At 51.5% G+C, this 19599-nt stretch carries 17 protein-coding genes; 11 read left to right on the forward strand and 6 right to left on the reverse strand.

What is annotated here, in order from left to right:
• Positions 1 to 177: 177 nt before the first annotated feature.
• Both purU and IM273_RS13870 read right to left on the reverse strand, forming a co-directional pair.
• Entirely contained in the window at positions 178 to 1020 is an 843-nt protein-coding gene (gene purU / locus IM273_RS13865) for a formyltetrahydrofolate deformylase (RefSeq protein WP_028013439.1), read from the reverse strand.
• 46 nt (positions 1021 to 1066) lie between these two features.
• Positions 1067 to 1525, reverse strand: a complete 459-nt coding sequence (locus IM273_RS13870) for a YchJ family protein (RefSeq protein WP_041909602.1) — start codon at positions 1523 to 1525, stop codon at positions 1067 to 1069.
• 114 nt (positions 1526 to 1639) lie between these two features.
• On the opposite strand from IM273_RS13870, the gene rssA reads away from it, so the two are divergent.
• The 3 genes from rssA to galU all read left to right on the forward strand — a co-directional run bounded on the left by rssA (position 1640) and on the right by galU (position 4756).
• The gene (gene rssA / locus IM273_RS13875; RefSeq protein WP_028013437.1) at positions 1640 to 2542 is read left to right on the forward strand and encodes a patatin-like phospholipase RssA; all 903 of its coding nucleotides are present in this window, start codon (positions 1640 to 1642) and stop codon (positions 2540 to 2542) included.
• 91 nt (positions 2543 to 2633) lie between these two features.
• Positions 2634 to 3647 carry a two-component system response regulator RssB gene (rssB, locus tag IM273_RS13880; protein WP_193051686.1) on the forward strand — a complete coding sequence of 338 codons (1014 nt, stop codon included), beginning with the start codon at positions 2634 to 2636 and terminating at the stop codon, positions 3645 to 3647.
• 200 nt (positions 3648 to 3847) lie between these two features.
• The gene (gene galU / locus IM273_RS13885; protein ID WP_028013435.1) at positions 3848 to 4756 is read left to right on the forward strand and encodes a UTP--glucose-1-phosphate uridylyltransferase GalU; all 909 of its coding nucleotides are present in this window, start codon (positions 3848 to 3850) and stop codon (positions 4754 to 4756) included.
• A 198-nt stretch (positions 4757 to 4954) separates the two neighbouring features.
• Here galU and hns read toward each other — a convergent pair whose 3' ends face one another.
• A complete protein-coding gene (hns, locus tag IM273_RS13890) occupies positions 4955 to 5368 on the reverse strand; it encodes a histone-like nucleoid-structuring protein H-NS (protein ID WP_028013434.1) in 414 nt (137 codons plus the stop codon).
• A gap of 548 nt (positions 5369 to 5916) precedes the next feature.
• On the opposite strand from hns, the gene tdk reads away from it, so the two are divergent.
• On the forward strand, positions 5917 to 6531 hold the full coding sequence (gene tdk, locus IM273_RS13895; protein ID WP_028013433.1) for a thymidine kinase: 615 nt from the start codon (positions 5917 to 5919) through the stop codon (positions 6529 to 6531).
• 65 nt (positions 6532 to 6596) lie between these two features.
• Here the strand turns inward: tdk and adhE are convergent, their stop codons facing one another.
• A complete protein-coding gene (adhE, locus tag IM273_RS13900; protein ID WP_028013432.1) occupies positions 6597 to 9275 on the reverse strand; it encodes a bifunctional acetaldehyde-CoA/alcohol dehydrogenase in 2679 nt (892 codons plus the stop codon).
• Positions 9276 to 9753: 478 nt separating this feature from the next.
• Between adhE and IM273_RS13905 the strand changes: the two genes are divergently transcribed.
• The 7 genes from IM273_RS13905 to IM273_RS13935 all read left to right on the forward strand — a co-directional run bounded on the left by IM273_RS13905 (position 9754) and on the right by IM273_RS13935 (position 17641).
• On the forward strand, positions 9754 to 10401 hold the full coding sequence (locus tag IM273_RS13905; protein WP_028013431.1) for a YchE family NAAT transporter: 648 nt from the start codon (positions 9754 to 9756) through the stop codon (positions 10399 to 10401).
• A gap of 770 nt (positions 10402 to 11171) precedes the next feature.
• Positions 11172 to 12803: an oligopeptide ABC transporter substrate-binding protein OppA gene (gene oppA, locus IM273_RS13910; protein ID WP_028013430.1), complete on the forward strand. Its 1632-nt coding sequence runs from the start codon at positions 11172 to 11174 to the stop codon at positions 12801 to 12803.
• Between the two features lie 83 nt (positions 12804 to 12886).
• Positions 12887 to 13807 (forward strand): oligopeptide ABC transporter permease OppB, encoded by a 921-nt coding sequence (gene oppB / locus IM273_RS13915; RefSeq protein WP_028013429.1) that lies wholly within the window; start codon positions 12887 to 12889, stop codon positions 13805 to 13807.
• A gap of 14 nt (positions 13808 to 13821) precedes the next feature.
• On the forward strand, positions 13822 to 14730 hold the full coding sequence (oppC, locus tag IM273_RS13920; protein ID WP_028013428.1) for an oligopeptide ABC transporter permease OppC: 909 nt from the start codon (positions 13822 to 13824) through the stop codon (positions 14728 to 14730).
• An 11-nt stretch (positions 14731 to 14741) separates the two neighbouring features.
• Positions 14742 to 15755, forward strand: coding sequence for an ABC transporter ATP-binding protein (locus IM273_RS13925; protein ID WP_193051380.1), 1014 nt, complete (start codon positions 14742 to 14744; stop codon positions 15753 to 15755).
• Positions 15752 to 16756, forward strand: coding sequence for a murein tripeptide/oligopeptide ABC transporter ATP-binding protein OppF (oppF, locus tag IM273_RS13930; RefSeq protein WP_041909608.1), 1005 nt, complete (start codon positions 15752 to 15754; stop codon positions 16754 to 16756). Before IM273_RS13925 ends, oppF begins: the two co-directional genes overlap by 4 nt.
• 48 nt (positions 16757 to 16804) lie before the next feature.
• Positions 16805 to 17641 (forward strand): ion transporter, encoded by an 837-nt coding sequence (locus IM273_RS13935; RefSeq protein WP_193051378.1) that lies wholly within the window; start codon positions 16805 to 16807, stop codon positions 17639 to 17641.
• A 31-nt stretch (positions 17642 to 17672) separates the two neighbouring features.
• Here the strand turns inward: IM273_RS13935 and IM273_RS13940 are convergent, their stop codons facing one another.
• Both IM273_RS13940 and cls read right to left on the reverse strand, forming a co-directional pair.
• A complete protein-coding gene (locus tag IM273_RS13940; protein WP_006810881.1) occupies positions 17673 to 18002 on the reverse strand; it encodes an HI1450 family dsDNA-mimic protein in 330 nt (109 codons plus the stop codon).
• A gap of 33 nt (positions 18003 to 18035) precedes the next feature.
• Positions 18036 to 19496 (reverse strand): cardiolipin synthase, encoded by a 1461-nt coding sequence (gene cls / locus IM273_RS13945; RefSeq protein WP_028013424.1) that lies wholly within the window; start codon positions 19494 to 19496, stop codon positions 18036 to 18038.
• Between the last annotated feature and the right edge of the window lie 103 nt (positions 19497 to 19599).

Here is a 19599-nt window from a genome sequence, read left to right on the forward strand (position 1 = left end):
GCCGCTCGGGAACCCCACCACGGGGTAATGCGTTTTTACTGGCCTGCTTCCTGCTGGAAGCGGGGCGCATCATATCAAATGAGACGCCCCTGTAAAGCTTTCCTTTAGGGAAAAGAAGCTGTTTGCCTGCTTTTTATCCGTAAAGGCGCAAAGCTAATCAATTCATTTTCTGAAAGATTAAAGAATGATGGTTCTGTTACCGTAGACAAAGACACGCTGCGCCAGCACCTGATACAGGGCACGACTCAACACGTTCTTCTCAACGTCACGTCCGGCGCGCATCATATCTTCTGCGGTGTAGGTGTGATCCACGTGAATCACGTCCTGCATGATGATTGGACCTTCGTCCAGATTGTCATTCACGTAGTGCGCGGTTGCGCCGATGATCTTCACGCCGCGCTCGTAAGCCTGGTGATAAGGCCGCGCGCCAATAAAGGCCGGCAGGAACGAGTGGTGAATGTTGATAATCTTGTTCGGGAAGCGGGCGACGAAGGAAGGCGTCAGCACGCGCATATATTTCGCCAGCACCACGTAGTCCGGGTTATGCGCTTCAATGGCAGCAGCCATCAGGTTGTCGTGCTCTTCACGGGTATGGCCTTCATGGCTCACCAGCTCAAACGGAATATCAAAACGCTCAACCAGCGTGCGCAGGGTTTCGTGGTTGCCAATAACAGCGGCAATTTCTACGTCCAGGCCGCCGTAGTTGGCCTTCATCAACAGATCGCCCAGGCAGTGAGCTTCTTTCGTCACCAGAATCACAATGCGACGACGGCCCGCAGGATTCAGCTCACGCACGGAACCGTCCGGCAGCGCGCTGTCCAGATCGGCCAGCAGGGTGGTGTCGTTGAAAATGCCTTCCAGTTCGGTACGCATGAAGAAGCGACCGGTACGGTGGTCAACGAACTCGTTGTTCTGCACGATATTCAGTTCATGCTTGTAGCAAATATTGGTGATTCGTGCGATCAGCCCTTTTTGATCGGGACAGATAGTGCGCAGAACTTTACGTTGTAATGATTGCATCGCCGGGAAATCCTGTTTGTATTTGCGAAGTCTGGGTTGTCAGGCGTTACTGCCCGCAACACTTTTTGAATTTTTTTCCTGAACCACAAGGGCAGGTATCGTTACGACCAAACTGTGGGCGCGTACCGTCAATATAGTACCACTGCCCGCTTTCCTTTAAGAACCGGGAACGCTCGATAATGGCGCCAGGCCTGGCGTTCTCGGTAAAACGGGCAACAAAGCTGACAAAGCCTTCGTCGTGGTGGCTACCGGGTGAAGATTCAAACACGGTAAGCCCAAGCCAGTGGGTGTTGGCGAACCCGGCTTCGATCTCCTGTCGGAAATCGGCGGCGTGGCAGGACGGGTGCCAGGTTTTTATCAGGTAGTCTGCGTCTTTGATCACAAAAGCAGTATACCGTGAACGCATGAGGTGTGACGGATCCGGTGCAACCTGATTGCCAGAAAGATATCGCTGGCAACATAGGCTATACTCCAGAGCGCTACCACAGGGGCAGAGTTGAGACACGATTCTCTTCCTGGAACAAAAAATAAGGGCGTAAAACGCCTCGGGTAGCACTATGTTAACTGAGCAGTTGCGTTGACGCTATGTCAGGAATCCAGGGGAAGTAAAACAGGGCTAATGAGAAAGGTTAAAATTGGACTGGCGCTGGGATCAGGTGCAGCCCGGGGATGGTCTCATATCGGCGTGATTAATGCCTTAAACAAGATGGGCGTTGACGTTGATATCGTAGCAGGATGTTCAATCGGATCGCTTGTCGGCTCCGCCTACGCGTGCGGCAAGCTTCCGGATCTCGAAACCTGGGTGCGCTCCTTCAGCTATTGGGACGTGCTGCGTCTGATGGATCTCTCCTGGCAGCGCGGTGGGCTGTTGCGCGGTGAACGCGTCTTTAACCAGTTCCGCCGGGTGATGCCTCTCGAAGACTTTACTGACTGCCGGATGCCTTTCGGTGCCGTCGCAACTAATCTCAGCACAGGCCGTGAACTCTGGCTGACCGAAGGGGATATTCACCTTGCGGTGCGTGCTTCATGCAGTATTCCTGGGCTTATGGCGCCCGTGCCCCATAACGGTTACTGGCTTGTCGATGGTGGCGTCGTGAACCCGGTTCCCATCTCTCTGACGCGCGCCATGGGGGCGGACATCGTCATCGCCGTTGATTTGCAGCACGACGCTCATCTGATGCAGCAAGACCTTATGCCGGTCAATCTGCAGAGCGAAGATGCCGACGTTGAAAAGCTTGCCTGGCATGAACGCCTGCGCGGAAGAATTGGTCGCCTGGCCGCACGACGCTCGGTTGCCGCACCGACGGCCATGGAGATCATGACCACCTCAATTCAGGTTCTTGAGAATCGCCTTAAACGTAACCGTATGGCTGGCGATCCTCCGGATATTCTTATTCAGCCTTACTGTCCGCAAATCTCTACCCTTGATTTCCATCGGGCTGAGGCCGCCATCGCAGCGGGCTCGCTAGCCGTCGAAAAGAAAATAGACGAGTTGCTGCCGTTTGTGCGAACAGCACGTTAAGCACCTTTTTTTGACTACTTCAGCAAAATCTGACAGGCGATAGTGCCGATAGCATGCCACTATTTAGTAACTGTCAGCCAGGGGAGGAACCATGACGCAGCCATTGGCCGGAAAACACATTTTGATTGTTGAAGACGAGCCCGTTTTCCGATCGCTACTGGATTCGTGGTTATCCTCGCTGGGAGCAAACACTTTACTGGCTGAAGATGGTGTCGACGCGCTGGAAAAAATGACCGGTATTACGCCCGATCTGATGATTTGCGACATCGCGATGCCGCGAATGAATGGGCTTAAACTGGTTGAACATCTGCGCAACGAGGGGGACCAGATGCCCATTCTGGTGATCTCCGCGACGGAAAATATGGCGGATATTGCCAAAGCATTACGTCTTGGCGTTCAGGATATTCTGCTAAAACCCGTCAAAGATCTGAACCGGTTACGTGAGACGGTATTAGCGTGCCTTTATCCAAATATGTTTAATTCCCGCGTTGAGGAAGAGGAACGCCTTTTTCAGGACTGGGACGCGCTGGTGAGTAATCCGCCAGCGGCGGCGAAATTGTTGCAAGAACTTCAGCCTCCCGTTCAGCAAACTATTTCCCACTGCCGCGTAAACTATCGCCAGCTGGTGGCGGCCGATCAGCCTGGGCTGGTGCTGGATATTGCACCTCTGTCTGATTCCGACCTCGCATTTTATTCTCTGGACGTAACCCGTGCAGGGGATAATGGCGTATTAGCTGCATTGTTACTTCGCGCGCTCTTTAATGGATTATTGCAGGAACAGTTATCACATCAGGGACAACGGCTCCCTGAGTTAGGCAGTTTACTCAAACAGGTAAACCAGCTTTTTCGTCAGGCCAATTTACCCGGACAGTTCCCGCTGCTGGTTGGTTATTACCATAGCGGTTTAAAGAATCTTATCCTCGTTTCTGCAGGTCTCAACGCGTCACTGAATACCGGGGAACACCATATTCAGGTGAGCAACGGGGTGCCGCTTGGAACACTGGGAAAGGCGTATCTAAATCAAATTAGCCATCGCTGTTCTTCCTGGCAGTGCCAAATTTGGGGGGCCGGGGGAAGGCTTCGCTTAATGTTGTCCACGGAATAAGCAATTGGATCTTAATTTTAAGATTGCTTTACCTGTGTTTTCTCGGGAGTGCTACTATCGCTGCCCAGATTCATGCGTATTTGTCCTAATTCATCGGCAACGCGTTCTTTTCAGACCCGGACTGCGGGGCGAGGCTGATATACTCAACGCGTTATTTATTGCATAAAAGTTCAAAACTTGAACAGCTCAGGAGAATTTGAATGGCTGCCCTAAATTCGAAAGTCAGAAAGGCCGTCATCCCGGTAGCGGGATTGGGGACCAGGATGTTACCAGCAACTAAGGCGATTCCTAAAGAGATGCTGCCTCTGGTTGATAAGCCATTAATCCAGTATGTCGTTAATGAGTGTATCGCGGCCGGCATTACTGAAATTGTGCTGGTTACGCATTCATCTAAAAACTCTATCGAAAACCACTTCGATACAAGTTTTGAACTCGAAGCCATGCTGGAAAAACGCGTTAAGCGTCAGCTGTTAGAAGAAGTTCAGTCTATTTGCCCTCCGCACGTCACCATTATGCAGGTTCGTCAGGGGCTGGCTAAAGGTCTGGGCCACGCGGTTATGTGTGCACACCCGGTTGTGGGTGATGAGCCCGTCGCGGTTATTCTGCCTGACGTGATTCTGGATGAATACGAATCCGATCTTTCCCAGGACAACCTGGCTGAGATGATCCACCGCTTCGACGAAACGGGCTGCAGCCAGATCATGGTTGAGCCAGTTGAAGACGTGACCGCTTACGGTGTGGTTGACTGCAAGGGCGTGAACCTTGAGCCAGGCGAAAGCGTGCCAATGGTTGGTGTCGTAGAGAAGCCTAAAGCCGACGTAGCGCCTTCTAATCTGGCAGTGGTGGGTCGCTATGTCCTGAGTGCTGAAATCTGGCCACTGCTGGCGAAAACGCCTCCAGGAGCAGGGGATGAAATCCAGCTGACGGATGCCATTGATATGCTGATCGAGAAAGAGACCGTTGAGGCTTACCACATGAAAGGTAAGAGCCATGACTGCGGTAATAAGCTCGGTTATATGCAGGCGTTCGTTGAATACGGCATTCGCCATAATACGCTGGGTGAAGAATTTAAAGGCTGGCTCAAAGAGAGTATGGGTATTAAGAAATAATCCAGGCGTAAATCTATGAAACCGGTGTGGCGCTGCCCACCGGTTTTTTTATGCCCATAAAACGCCATGACCAGCCTGTTTGTAAGCGAAACTAAATAGCCAAATAACGCTTTATGACGGAGTGTAAGAGGATGTTAGTGATAAATTGCGGGCAAAAAAAATCCCACCAGAGGCGGGATTTTTCTGAATTCGGCTTGATTAATCCTTGATCAGGAAGTCATCCAGCTGTTTACCTTGCTCATCCATAGCTTTCTTGATTACAGCAGGAGTACGGCCCTGGCCGGTCCAGGTTTTAGTTTCGCCGTTCTCATCTACATAGCTATATTTAGCAGGACGGGCAGCGCGTTTTGCTTTGGTACCGGTTTTTGCAGCAGCAATGCTGTTCAGCAATTCATTTGGATCGATACCATCAGCAATCAGCATTTCACGATATTGCTGCAGTTTACGCGTACGCTCTTCGATTTCAGCAGCAGCAGCGCTTTCTTCTTCGCGACGTTCATTAACTACAACTTCTAATTTTTCCAGCATTTCTTCGAGCGTTTCAAGGGTACATTCTCTTGCCTGCGCACGAAGAGTACGGATGTTGTTCAGAATTTTAAGTGCTTCGCTCATTGTAGTAATCTCAAACTTATAATGGGGGGTGGTTTGTTGACCTAATAATAGAGCCATAAATTCAGATGTGCAATAGCCAGGAATGTAAGGAATTCAAAAAATACTAAATAAAGCCGCTATTATTAATTACGCTAACTTAAATTTCCTCTTTGGCAGTCTCGCTTGTTATCACGATAACCTGCTTAACCCCACCGCTTGCATCTTTTTTTTGTGACATTTGCCGCAGGAATTATAGTTGCGGCGGATAAATATCAGCCTTTTGTATTAGTTCCAGGCGACGGTGTTAAGGCAGGAATAGTTAATAAATAGTGAATTTTAATGTACGCAGATTCCACTATAAAAAGAAGTGTTATGTTTGGCTAACCATATAACCTATTCACCAGCATGACCGCCATTACTCTCTGTTTTAGCGGATTATTTTTGCGAAAAGAGGGCGTTTTACACCTTTCAGTACGGCATCGTTTGTGCGGCGTGTCGCTGATGACCAGACAAAATATGGTACAATGAATCATCGGGAATATTACACATTGATTAGGGTTTTACGGCCAATGGCACAACTTTATTTCTACTATTCGGCAATGAATGCCGGGAAATCCACCGCACTGCTGCAATCCTCATACAATTACCAGGAACGAGGAATGCGTACCGTTGTTTATACCGCTGAAATCGACGATCGCTTCGGTGCAGGGAAGGTGAGTTCCAGAATAGGCCTCTCTTCGCCAGCCAGGCTGTTTAACCCGCAAACTGACCTGCTGGAGGATATCCGCGCTGCGCATGCGTCAGAGCCCATTCACTGCGTGCTGGTTGATGAGAGCCAGTTTCTGACGCGTGAACAGGTGCATGCGCTCTCTGAAGTGGTTGATGAGCTCGATATCCCCGTTCTGTGCTACGGGCTGCGTACGGACTTCCGCGGGGAGCTGTTTGCCGGAAGCCAGTATTTGCTTGCCTGGTCAGATAAGCTGGTTGAACTGAAAACTATCTGTTTCTGCGGACGCAAGGCCAGCATGGTGCTTCGTCTCGACCAGGCGGGAAAACCTTATGCGGACGGTGAGCAGGTGGTGATTGGTGGCAATGAACGCTATGTGTCGGTCTGTCGTAAGCATTATAAGGAAGCGTTGTCCGTAGGCTCGCTGACGGCGATCCAGCACGACAACAGAAAATAATATCCGCCGCTATTCAGACATAAAAAAACCCGCCATACAGGCGGGTTTTTTCCTCAGGCTGTCAGTTAAGCGCTTTTCTTCGCTTTCTTGTCAGCTTTAATGACAGGAGCTTCTGTTTTCACAGCTGCAACGTCACCTTCTTTGAACTCACGACCGTAGTAGGTATCCAGCAGAATCTGTTTCAGCTCGGAGATCAGTGGGTAGCGCGGGTTAGCACCAGTACACTGATCATCGAAGGCATCTTCAGACAGCTTGTCTACGTGAGCGAGGAAGTCAGCTTCCTGAACGCCTGCTTCACGGATAGATTTAGGAATACCCAGTTCAGCTTTCAGGCTTTCCAGCCATGCCAGCAGTTTCTCAATCTTCGCAGCAGTACGGTCGCCCGGTGCGCTCAGACCAAGGTGGTCAGCGATTTCAGCATAACGACGGCGCGCTTGCGGACGGTCATACTGGCTGAACGCAGTCTGCTTGGTTGGGTTGTCGTTGGCGTTATAGCGGATAACGTTGCTGATCAACAGGGCGTTCGCCAGACCGTGAGGAATGTGGAACTGTGAACCCAGCTTGTGCGCCATAGAGTGGCAAACACCCAGGAAGGCGTTCGCAAACGCGATACCGGCGATGGTTGCTGCACTGTGGACACGTTCACGTGCTACAGGGTTTTTAGAACCTTCGTTGTAGGACGCTGGCAGGTTTTCTTTCAGCAGTTTCAGAGCCTGCAGAGCCTGACCGTCAGAGAACTCAGACGCCAGTACAGAAACGTAGGCTTCCAGCGCGTGAGTCACGGCATCAAGACCACCGAACGCACACAGAGACTTCGGCATTTCCATGACCAGGTTGGCATCAACGATAGCCATATCTGGCGTCAGCGCGTAGTCAGCCAGCGGGTATTTCTGACCTGTTGCGTCATCTGTTACTACCGCGAATGGCGTCACTTCTGAGCCGGTACCGGAAGTAGTGGTGACGGCGATCATTTTCGCTTTCACGCCCATTTTCGGGAACTTGTAGATACGTTTACGGATGTCCATAAAGCGCAGCGCCAGTTCTTCGAAGTGGGTTTCCGGATGTTCGTACATAACCCACATGATTTTCGCGGCGTCCATTGGGGAACCACCACCCAGTGCGATAATCACATCTGGTTTGAAGGAGTTCGCCAGTTCAGCACCTTTGCGTACAACGCTCAGGGTTGGGTCAGCTTCAACTTCGAAGAACACTTCAGTTTCGACGCCAGCCGCTTTCAGCACAGAGGTGATCTGGTCAGCGTAGCCGTTGTTGAACAGGAAACGGTCAGTCACGATGAGCGCACGTTTGTGGCCATCAGTAATCACTTCATCCAGCGCGATTGGCAGAGAGCCACGGCGGAAGTAGATAGATTTCGGAAGTTTGTGCCACAACATGTTTTCAGCTCGCTTAGCAACGGTTTTCTTGTTGATCAGGTGTTTTGGACCAACGTTTTCAGAGATGGAGTTACCACCCCAGGAACCACAACCCAGAGTCAGGGAAGGTGCGAGTTTGAAGTTATACAGGTCACCGATACCACCCTGAGAAGCAGGGGTGTTAATCAGGATACGGGCAGTTTTCATCATCTGACCGAAGTGGGCGACACGCTCTGGCTGGTTATCCTGGTCGGTGTACAGACATGAGGTATGACCGATACCGCCCATGGCAACCAGCTTCTCGGCTTTTTCTACCGCGTCTTCGAAATCTTTCGCACGGTACATAGCAAGCGTAGGAGACAGTTTTTCGTGAGCAAACGGCTCGCTTTCGTCAACAACTTTAACTTCACCGATCAGGATCTTGGTGGTCGCCGGAACGGTAAAGCCTGCGAGTTCAGCAATTTTATAGGCTGGCTGACCTACGATAGCAGCGTTCAGCGCGCCATTTTTCAGGATGATGTCCTGAACCGCTTTCAGCTCTTTGCCCTGCAGCAGGTAGCCGCCGTGGCTGGCGAAACGCTCGCGTACTGCGTCGTACACGGAATCAACAACAACTACAGACTGTTCAGATGCACAGATAACGCCGTTATCGAAGGTTTTAGACATCAGCACAGACGCAACAGCACGTTTGATGTCAGCGGTTTCATCGATAACAACGGGGGTGTTACCTGCGCCTACACCAATTGCTGGTTTACCGGAGCTGTATGCTGCTTTAACCATACCAGGACCACCGGTCGCCAGAATCAGGTTAATGTCCGGGTGATGCATCAGCGCGTTAGACAGTTCAACAGAAGGTTGGTCGATCCAGCCAATCAGATCTTTTGGTGCGCCCGCAGCAATTGCTGCCTGCAGAACGATGTCTGCTGCTTTATTTGTTGCGTCTTTCGCACGTGGATGTGGAGAGAAGATGATTGCGTTACGGGTCTTCAGGCTGATCAGCGATTTGAAGATAGCCGTTGAGGTAGGGTTAGTCGTTGGAACAATACCGCAAATGATGCCGATAGGTTCGGCGATGGTGATCGTCCCGAAGGTGTCGTCTTCAGACAGAACGCCACAGGTTTTCTCATCTTTATAGGCGTTGTAGATATACTCAGAAGCAAAGTGGTTTTTGATCACTTTATCTTCAACGATACCCATGCCAGATTCGGCAACGGCCATTTTAGCGAGAGGGATTCGAGCATCTGCAGCAGCCAGAGCGGCCGCGCGGAAGATTTTATCAACCTGTTCTTGGGTGAAATTGGCATATTCACGCTGGGCTTTTTTAACGCGCTCGACGAGGGCGTTCAGTTCAGCGATATTAGTAACAGCCATAATGCTCTCCTGATAATGTTTAAACTCTTTTAGTAAACCAGCGCTCGATACGTCAGACAGTATAGACAGTGCCAATACGACTTGCGTTACATAAAGTAAAACAAAGGGTTACTTTATGCTCCAGTAAACTAATTTACTAAAAGAGCCTTACCTTAGCATCATCCCTTTTTGTCAGGTGACCTCCCTGGGGGCGTAATCAAGATTACTCACTTCTGAGTACGGAAATCATGATCTGCATCAATTTTCCACCAAGCTGATACCTTTCAGCAGGGTTATTTAATGGATATATTTCCACTGTTAATTAATTAAGTAACTATTGGAAGTGACGCTATCATTGTCTCAACATATGTTTAACATTCTGAAATGCTAACGTTTTGGCACAGATTTCTGGTGAAGTATGCTAATAAAAAGCGTATCTTCAGCGCGATTTTTCCTAACAATGTAACTGTCCCGGGCATGCGCAAAAGCGGAGCAAAACGTGATCCAAACGCTCTTTGATTTTCCAACGTATTTCAAATTTTTTATTGGTCTGTTTGCCCTGGTCAACCCGGTGGGGATCATTCCTGTCTTCATTAGTATGACCAGTTACCAGACGGCGGCGGCCCGGAACAAAACCAATCTTACCGCTAACCTGTCTGTGGCAATCATTTTGCTCACCTCGCTTTTCCTGGGTGATGCCATTCTCCAGCTCTTTGGCATCTCGATTGACTCCTTCCGCATTGCGGGCGGGATCCTGGTGGTGACCATTGCCATGTCCATGATCAGCGGTAAGCTGGGTGAGGATAAGCAGAACAAGCAGGAAAAGTCAGAAACCGCCATCCGCGAAAGTATCGGCGTGGTTCCGCTGGCATTGCCCCTCATGGCCGGGCCGGGTGCCATCAGTTCAACCATTGTCTGGGGCACGCGTTACCATAGCCTCATGCATTTGATCGGTTTTTCTGTCGCGATTGCCTTTTTCGCGCTCTGTTGCTGGGGCGTATTCCGTATGGCGCCGTTGCTGGTACGCCTGCTGGGGCAGACCGGCATCAACGTTATTACGCGTATCATGGGGCTGCTGTTAATGGCTCTCGGGATCGAATTCATTGTCACGGGTATTAAAAGCATTTTCCCCGGCTTGTTACATTGATATTTCATACGAAAGAACGGCGCTTCGGCGCCGTTTTTTTGTATCAATATCAGCAAATCATATAAATAAAGTTGAAAAGCTTACCTGTCATAATAAATTCTACTAATAATGTTCATCTCATATATTTCATAGAGTTATGAATTCATCTCAAGCCTGCCTGCACAGAAAATCTTCGAACGCACTGTTATTTTACTCACACGATAGTCTTGGGCTTGCTGCGGGATAACCGAAATGATATTAGTAATTTCAACATTTCGTTAGATGAATGTGCTAAATAATAATCAATTGTTAAATTTTCGTACAAAACTACGCGATGAGAATGCAGCGACGCGCCTGAAGAAAAAATCTTCCATATTAGTTTGAATTTAAAGTGTTTTTTAGGGTGCTCAACGTATGGAAGGGCTGGGCAGGACGATACGACCTGGGCCGTAAAAGAGAATTGCTTAACAAATTTGCAAAATGTATTGGCGCGTGTTTACGCCATTTGATACTTTCCGGCCTACTATTTTGCAGCCTAAAACAAGTAGATGAGAATTATTTTCATATAATCCTCTTCTCAGATATCCAGCACAGGTCTCAAACAGGGGAGGCCTGGCAAGAATCGACGCAAGACGGCCATACGAGCGGTCAGTAATAAAAAAGTCGGTGATAGCAAGCAGTAAAAAAAGAACCTGACAGCAGCAAAAAAAACTCCTGCGCTGTACAGGCCCCAACAGGGGATTAGACAGCTGGCGAAAGCCAGTAATTATAATGAGTGGAGTACCAACACAATGTCCATCATCACAAAAAAAAATCTGGTAGCGGCGGGGATTTTAACTGCGCTAATCGCGGGAAACGCTGCAATGGCTGCGGACGTACCTGCAGGTGTTCAACTGGCGGAAAAACAGACGCTGGTACGTAACAACGGTGCGGAAGTGCAGTCTCTCGATCCGCATAAAATTGAAGGCGTTCCTGAGTCAAACGTTAACCGCGACCTGTTTGAAGGTCTGCTGGTGACTGACGTAGACGGCCACCCGGCACCGGGTGTGGCAGAAAAGTGGGAAAATAAAGATTTCAAAGTCTGGACCTTCCATCTGCGTAAAGATGCCAAATGGTCCGACGGTACACCGGTTACCGCCGAAGATTTCGTATATAGCTGGCAGCGCCTGGCGAATCCAAATACCGCCTCTCCATATGCGAGCTATCTGCAGTATGGCCACATCGCCAATATCGATGACATCATCGCCGGTAAAAAGCCGGTCACCGACCTGGGCGTGAAGGCGATCGATGCTAATACCTTTGAAGTGACGTTGAGCGAACCTGTTCCGTACTTCTATAAGCTGCTGGTTCACCCGTCCGTCTCGCCGGTACCAAAATCCGCCGTGGAAAAATTTGGTGAAAAATGGACGCAGCCTGCCAATATCGTGACCAACGGCGCCTATAAGCTGAAAGACTGGGTGGTCAACGAACGTATGGTGCTGGAGCGTAACCCGCAGTACTGGGATAATGCGAAGACCGTAATTAATCAGGTCACCTACCTGCCAATCTCTTCCGAAGTGACCGACGTTAACCGCTACCGCAGCGGTGAAATCGACATGACCTATAACAACATGCCGATTGAACTGTTCCAGAAGCTGAAGAAAGAGATCCCGAAAGAAGTTCACGTCGATCCATATCTTTGCACCTATTATTACGAAATCAACAACCAGAAAGCACCGTTCACCGACGTGCGCGTTCGTACCGCGCTGAAGCTGGCACTGGATCGCGATATCATCGTGAACAAAGTGAAAAACCAGGGCGATCTGCCGGCGTACAGCTACACGCCTCCGTATACCGATGGGATGAAACTGGTTGAGCCTGAGTGGTTCAAATGGTCGCAGGAAAAACGTAACGAAGAAGCGAAAAAACTGCTGGCTGAAGCAGGATACACCGCAGACAAGCCGCTGACGTTCAACCTGCTGTATAACACATCAGATCTGCATAAAAAACTGGCGATTGCCGTCGCGTCTATCTGGAAGAAAAACCTGGGCGTGAACGTTAAGCTGGAAAACCAGGAGTGGAAAACCTTCCTTGATACGCGTCATCAGGGGACCTTCGACGTGGCGCGTGCGGGCTGGTGTGCGGACTATAACGAACCGACATCATTCCTGAACACCATGCTCAGCGACAGTTCAAACAACACGGCGCACTATAAGAGCCCGGCGTTTGACAAGATCATCGCTGAAACCCTGAAAGTGTCTGACGATGCGCAGCGCGCAGAGCTGTACGCGAAATCAGAAGAACAGCTCGATAAAGACTCTGCAATTGTACCGGTTTACTACTACGTTAACGCCCGTCTGGTGAAACCGTGGGTAGGGGGTTATACCGGTAAAGACCCGTTGGATAATATTTCCGTTAAGAATCTTTATATTATCAAGCATTAATGGCAATACGTGGGGCGAGCATGGCTTGCCCCACTGTGTCTACTTTGTAACATTCATCAGGCACACGCCAGAAGGTACGGGCAATGTTGAAATTTATCCTGCGTCGCTGTTTAGAAGCGATACCAACGTTATTTATTCTAATTACGATTTCCTTCTTTATGATGCGTCTCGCGCCGGGAAGTCCATTTACCGGTGAACGTACGTTGCCGCCAGAAGTCATGGCCAACATCGAAGCGAAGTATCACTTAAACGATCCCATCACCACCCAATACTTCAATTATCTGAAGCAGCTGGCGCACGGTGATTTTGGACCGTCATTTAAATATAAAGACTATTCCGTTAACGATCTGGTGGCCTCCAGCTTCCCGGTCTCGGCAAAACTGGGTGCTGCAGCATTCATTCTGGCCGTCGTTCTCGGGGTCACTGCAGGCGTTATCGCCGCGCTCAGACAAAATACCAAATGGGATTATGCCGTAATGGGGGTGGCAATGACCGGGGTAGTCATACCCAGCTTCGTTGTCGCGCCATTGCTGGTGATGATATTTGCCATCACGCTGAAATGGCTGCCCGGGGGCGGCTGGAACGGCGGGGCATTGAAGTTCATGATTTTGCCGATGGTGGCATTATCGCTGGCCTACATCGCCAGTATCGCGCGTATTACCCGTGGTTCAATGATCGAAGTGCTGCACTCAAACTTCATCCGCACCGCGCGCGCGAAAGGGCTGCCGATGCGCCGGATCATCTTCCGCCACGCGCTCAAGCCGGCGCTGCTGCCTGTGCTCTCCTATATGGGACCGGCATTCGTCGGCATCATTACGGGTTCAATGGTTATCGAAACAATTTACGGCCTGCCGGGTATTGGTCAACTTTTCGTAAACGGGGCGCTTAACCGTGACTACTCGCTCGTTCTGAGCCTCACGATCCTCGTGGGCGCACTGACCATTCTCTTTAACGCCGTTGTCGATGTGCTTTATGCCGTTATCGACCCGAAAATTCGTTACTAACGCTGGAGCACGCCATGATGTTGAGTAAGAAAAACAGCGAGGCGCTGGAAAACTTCAGTGAAAAACTGGAAGTAGAAGGTCGTAGCCTCTGGCAGGACGCGCGCCGTCGCTTTATGCATAACCGTGCGGCGGTCGCCAGCCTGGTTGTGCTGGTGATCATCGCGCTGTTTGTCACCCTGGCGCCGATGCTGTCGCAATTTACCTATTTCGATACGGACTGGGGCATGATGTCCAGCGCGCCTGATATGGAGTCCGGCCACTATTTCGGTACCGATTCATCCGGCCGTGATTTGCTGGTGCGCGTGGCGATTGGTGGCCGTATTTCTCTGATGGTCGGTATCGCCGCCGCCCTGGTGGCGGTGATCGTGGGGACGCTTTACGGCGCGCTTTCCGGCTACCTTGGCGGCAAAGTAGACTCGGTGATGATGCGTCTCCTGGAAATCCTGAACTCCTTCCCGTTTATGTTCTTCGTGATTTTGCTGGTGACCTTCTTCGGCCAGAACATCCTGTTGATCTTCGTGGCCATCGGGATGGTTTCCTGGCTGGATATGGCGCGTATCGTGCGCGGCCAGACGCTGAGCCTCAAACGCAAAGAGTTTATCGAAGCGGCGCAGGTAGGGGGGGTATCAACCAGTAATATCGTGGTTCGTCATATCGTGCCTAACGTGCTGGGCGTGGTGGTGGTCTATGCCTCACTGCTGGTGCCAAGCATGATTCTGTTTGAATCCTTCCTCAGCTTCCTGGGGCTGGGCACGCAGGAGCCACTGAGCAGCTGGGGTGCGCTGCTGAGCGACGGCGCAAACTCGATGGAAGTTTCACCGTGGCTGCTGCTTTATCCGGCGGGTTTCCTGGTCGTTACCCTGTTTTGTTTTAACTTTATCGGCGATGGCCTGCGTGATGCCCTCGACCCGAAAGACCGTTAAGGAGCGCCGTCATGACAATTATTGAAACGGCCACCGCGCCACAGGCGCAGCAGCAGAGCAATCTTCTGCTGGATGTTAAAGACCTCCGCGTGACCTTTAAAACCCCGGACGGCGATGTTACTGCGGTCAACAATCTCAACTTTAACCTGAGCAAAGGGGAAACGCTGGGGATCGTGGGTGAATCCGGCTCCGGAAAATCCCAGACGGCATTTGCGTTAATGGGCCTGCTGGCCGCTAACGGCGTGATTGGCGGTTCGGCGAAATTCAATGGTCGCGAAATTCTTAACCTGCCGGAGCTCGAGCTGAACAAGCTTCGCGCCGAACAGATCTCAATGATTTTCCAGGATCCGATGACCTCCCTGAACCCGTATATGCGCGTCGGTGAGCAGCTGATGGAAGTCCTGATGCTGCACAAAGGTCTGGGCAAAGCGGAAGCTTTTGAGGAATCCGTTAAAATGCTGGATGCGGTAAAAATGCCGGAAGCGCGCAAGCGCATGCGCATGTTCCCGCACGAGTTCTCTGGCGGTATGCGTCAGCGCGTGATGATTGCCATGGCGCTGCTGTGCCGGCCAAAACTGCTGATTGCCGATGAACCGACTACCGCGCTGGACGTCACCGTGCAGGCGCAAATCATGACCCTGCTGAACGAGCTTAAGCGTGAGTTCAACACGGCGATTATCATGATCACCCACGATCTAGGCGTGGTTGCCGGTATCTGTGACAAAGTGCTGGTGATGTACGCCGGGCGCACCATGGAATACGGCAAAGCGCGCGACGTGTTCTATCAGCCAGCCCATCCGTACTCGATTGGCCTACTGAACGCGGTGCCGCGTCTTGATGCGGAAGGGGAATCCCTGCTCACCATTCCGGGCAATCCACCAAACCTGCTGCGACTGCCGAAAGGCTGTCCGTTCCAGCCGCGCTGCCCGCACGCGATGGAAATCTGTAACAGCGCGCCGCCGCTGGAAGAATTTGCCCCAGGCCGTCTGCGCGCCTGCTTTAAGCCGCAGGAGGAGCTGGTATGAACGCAGTAGATGAAAAACGCAACGTGCTGCTCGAAATCGCCGACCTCAAGGTGCATTTCGACATCAAAGACGGCAAGCAGTGGTTCTGGCAGCCGCCGAAGACCCTGAAAGCGGTAGATGGCGTCACCTTGCGTCTGTACGAGGGGGAAACCCTGGGCGTGGTGGGCGAATCCGGCTGCGGTAAATCCACCTTTGCGCGTGCGATTATCGGTCTGGTGAAAGCTACCGGCGGCAAAGTAGCCTGGCTGGGTAAAGATCTGCTGGGCATGAAGCCTGACGAGTGGCGCGACGTGCGCAGCGATATCCAGATGATTTTCCAGGATCCGCTGGCGTCATTAAACCCGCGTATGACCATCGGTGAGATTATCGCCGAACCGCTGCGCACCTATCATCCAAAGATGCCGCGTCAGGAAGTCCGCGATCGCGTGAAGGCGATGATGCTGAAAGTCGGGCTGTTGCCTAACCTCATTAACCGTTACCCGCATGAATTTTCGGGCGGCCAGTGTCAGCGTATTGGCATTGCGCGTGCGCTTATCCTTGAGCCGAAACTGATTATTTGTGATGAACCGGTCTCCGCGCTGGACGTGTCGATTCAGGCGCAGGTGGTTAACCTGCTTCAGAAATTGCAGCGCGAAATGGGGCTGTCGCTGATTTTCATTGCGCACGACCTGGCGGTGGTAAAACACATCTCCGACCGCGTGCTGGTGATGTATCTGGGCCATGCCGTGGAACTGGGAACCTATGACGAGGTGTACCATAACCCGCTGCACCCTTATACCAAAGCGCTGATGTCGGCTGTGCCGATCCCCGATCCGGATCTGGAAAAGAATAAAACGATTCAGCTTCTGGAAGGGGAATTGCCGTCGCCGATCAATCCGCCGTCGGGCTGCGTGTTCCGCACGCGATGCCCAATGGCCGGGCCGGAATGCGCGAAAACGCGACCGGTGCTGGAGGGCAGTTTCCGACATGCGGTTTCCTGCCTGAAAGTAGACCCGCTATAATCGCAAGGGCTGACATGATGTCAGCCCTTATTTTTTTGCGAGGTTACCGTGTCGCGTTTATTCACTTCAGTCCGTCGGCGGCTCTATCATCTTTTATTCGATCCTGAAACGGTATCGGGACGCCGTTTTGAAGGTCTGTGTGCGCTGTTTGCGCTACTGAGCGTAGTGGTCATCTTTATTGAATCGGGTGTGGGGACGCAATATCACCTGACATTTGAGGAATGGCATGCGTTTGTCTGGCTGGAACTTATTATTACCCTGGTCTTTACCGCAGAGTATATTCTGCGTGTTGTTTGCTGGCCCAACCCGGCAAAGTACGTCTTTAGCTTCTGGGGCTTTATTGATTTAGCGACGATCCTGCCGCTCTATGTGATGTGGCTGTGGCCGGAGATCAGCCTCAACTATGTTTTCGCCTGGCGAGCGATGCGCGTTATTCGGGTCTTGCGTATTCTGAAGTTACTGCGCTTTATGCCGTCGCTGCGCGTATTCTGGAGCGCGATCGTCAGCGCACGCCATCAGCTTATTCTGTTCTATTCGTTCATTGCCATTGTGATGATTGTTTTTGGCGCGCTGATGTATTTGATCGAAGGGCCGAAATATGGCTTCACGACGCTCAACGCTTCCGTCTACTGGGCGATAGTGACCGTTACGACCGTGGGGTATGGCGATATCACGCCCCATACGCCGCTGGGACGGATTGTGGCATCCGTGCTGATTCTGATTGGGTATTCGGTAATTGCCATTCCGACGGGGCTTATTACCACGCACATGAGCAGCGCGTTTCAGAACCATAAACAGCGGCGCAAATGTCCGAACTGCCACCAGGCCGATCATGAACACAGCGCGCGGTTTTGCAACCGCTGCGGAAGCGCGTTACCGGATTAAATAAAAAAGGCTGCTATCGCAGCCTTTTTTATTATTCGCGCCAGAGTATGTGACACAGCTTGTGGTCTTTCTCACGACACAGCAGGACGCGCGCAAAAATGTCGTTAATTTCACCGCCGTCTTCATCAGCCAGCCCAATAACCACTTCGGCAAAGAAGTCAGGGTTCAGGTCGAAATCTACATGTTCGGCCCAGTCCTCTGAAGGGTCGAACAATTCGGCACCGCCGCGCTCTTCGAACTGCAGATTAAAGAGGATCACGTCTGCGGGATCGAGGTTATCAACCGCCAGTTCGAGAAAAATGTCATAGGCCTGCTCGAGCGTTTCGTCTTCGGTCAGGCGATTGTTCAGATCCATTTCCATGATGACTACCTGTTTAACATCGTTGGGCACGTTTTACAGCAACGGACTAAAGAAGTAAAACAGTCGTTCAGCTATTCGCTGCCATAACGGACGTTTTACCCACAGCCTGGCATCCAGCAGCCGCGAACGGGAGATATAGTCATCCTGAACCGCCGCCAGGTCACCGCCAAAGCCGGCGTCATCAATCACCAGGGTGATTTCAAAGTTTAGCCACAGGCTGCGCATATCAAGGTTAACCGTGCCCACCAGGCTTAATTCGCCGTCGACCAGCACGCTCTTGGTGTGCAGGAGCCCGCCTTCAAACTGGTAAATTTTCACCCCGGCGGCAAGCAGTTCGCTAAAGAAGGCACGGCTGGCCCAGCCCACCAGAAGGGAGTCATTTTTGCGTGGCAGAATGATACTGACATCGACGCCGCGCTGCGCTGCGGTACAAATCGCGTGCAGCAGATCATCGCTGGGGACAAAGTAGGGCGTCGTCATGATCAGATATTCACGCGCGGAGTAGGTTGCCGTCAGCAGCGCCTGGTGAATCAAGTCCTCCGGGAAGCCCGGTCCGGAAGCGATGGTATGAATTGTATGACCGCTGGCCTCTTCAAACGGCATAATATTGCCATCCGGCGGTGGCGGCAGGATACGCTTGCCGGTCTCTATCTCCCAGTCGCAGGAGTAAACGATGCCCATCGAGGTGGCAATCGGCCCCTCCATTCGCGCCATCAGATCCACCCATTGCCCGACGCCGGAGTCCTGTTTAAAGAAGCGCGGGTCAACCATGTTCATACTGCCGGTGTAGGCAATATAGTTATCGATCATGACCATTTTACGGTGCTGGCGAAGGTCCATCCGTCGCAGAAACACGCGCAGGAGATTCACCTTCAGTGCCTCAACCACCTCGATACCGGCGTTACGCATCATGCCCGCCCAGGGGCTACGGAAAAATGCCACGCTGCCCGCGGAGTCCAGCATCAGACGGCAGTGGATCCCCCTGCGTGCGGCCGCCATCAGGGATTCAGCGACCTGGTCAGCCATGCCGCCGGGCTGCCAGATATAAAACACCATCTCAATATTATGGCGAGCCAGCTGAATATCGCGGATTAACGCCTGCATGACATCATCGGACGACGTCAGAAGCTGGAGCTGATTGCCCTTAACGCCGCCAATCCCCTGGCGGCGCTCGCAGAGCTTAAACAGTGAGGAGGCGACGCTGCTGTTCTCCTCGGCAAAGATATGCTTGCAGGCTTTGAGATCGTTAAGCCATTTCGCGGTGGAAGGCCACATTGCGCGCGCGCGCTCGGCACGGCGTTTACCCAGATGAAGCTCACCGAAAGAAAGATAGGCAATAATTCCCACCAGTGGGAGGATATAAATGATCAGAAGCCAGGCCATGGCAGAGGGTACGGCTCTGCGCTTCATCAGGATGCGTAACGTCACACCCGCGATTAACAGCCAGTATCCCAGAATGACCAGCCAACTCACCACGGTGTAGAAGGTTGTCATAGATAAAAAAATCCTTTTGAAAGCGTATTGTTATGAGTGTACGCATCAGGATTCATCTGGCAAATAAAAACGCCAGGTAAAAGCGCTGGTTTGCTGTCGGGTT

Origin of the sequence: Enterobacter cloacae complex sp. P13B (genome assembly GCF_014895915.1) — a bacterium.
Lineage (GTDB): Bacteria > Pseudomonadota > Gammaproteobacteria > Enterobacterales > Enterobacteriaceae > Enterobacter > Enterobacter bugandensis.